The organism is Streptomyces sp. ATLC9 (assembly GCF_057196705.1).
On record NZ_JBXUOY010000646.1, the window covers coordinates 1 to 226 of the forward strand.

At 65.9% G+C, this 226-nt stretch carries 1 protein-coding gene; it reads right to left on the bottom strand.

Going from position 1 to position 226, the window contains the following annotated elements; genetic code table 11:
• The coding region (locus AC2CJA_RS27475; protein WP_484605308.1) for an ATP/GTP-binding protein at window positions 1-226 on the bottom strand (226 nt) is incomplete at both ends.

Consider the following 226-nt stretch of genomic DNA (forward strand, 5'->3'; position numbering starts at 1 on the left):
TCCCACATGAACCAGAACCGGTCCTGGCCCGGCGTGCCGAACAGGTACAGGATCAGGTCCTGGTCCAGCGTGATACGGCCGAAATCCATCGCCACCGTGGTGGTGGTCTTGCCACCGGTGTGCGTCAGGTCGTCGATCCCGGCGGACGCGGCGGTCATCACGGCTTCGGTGCGCAGCGGGTTGATCTCCGACACGGCGCCAACGAAGGTCGTCTTGCCCACGCCGA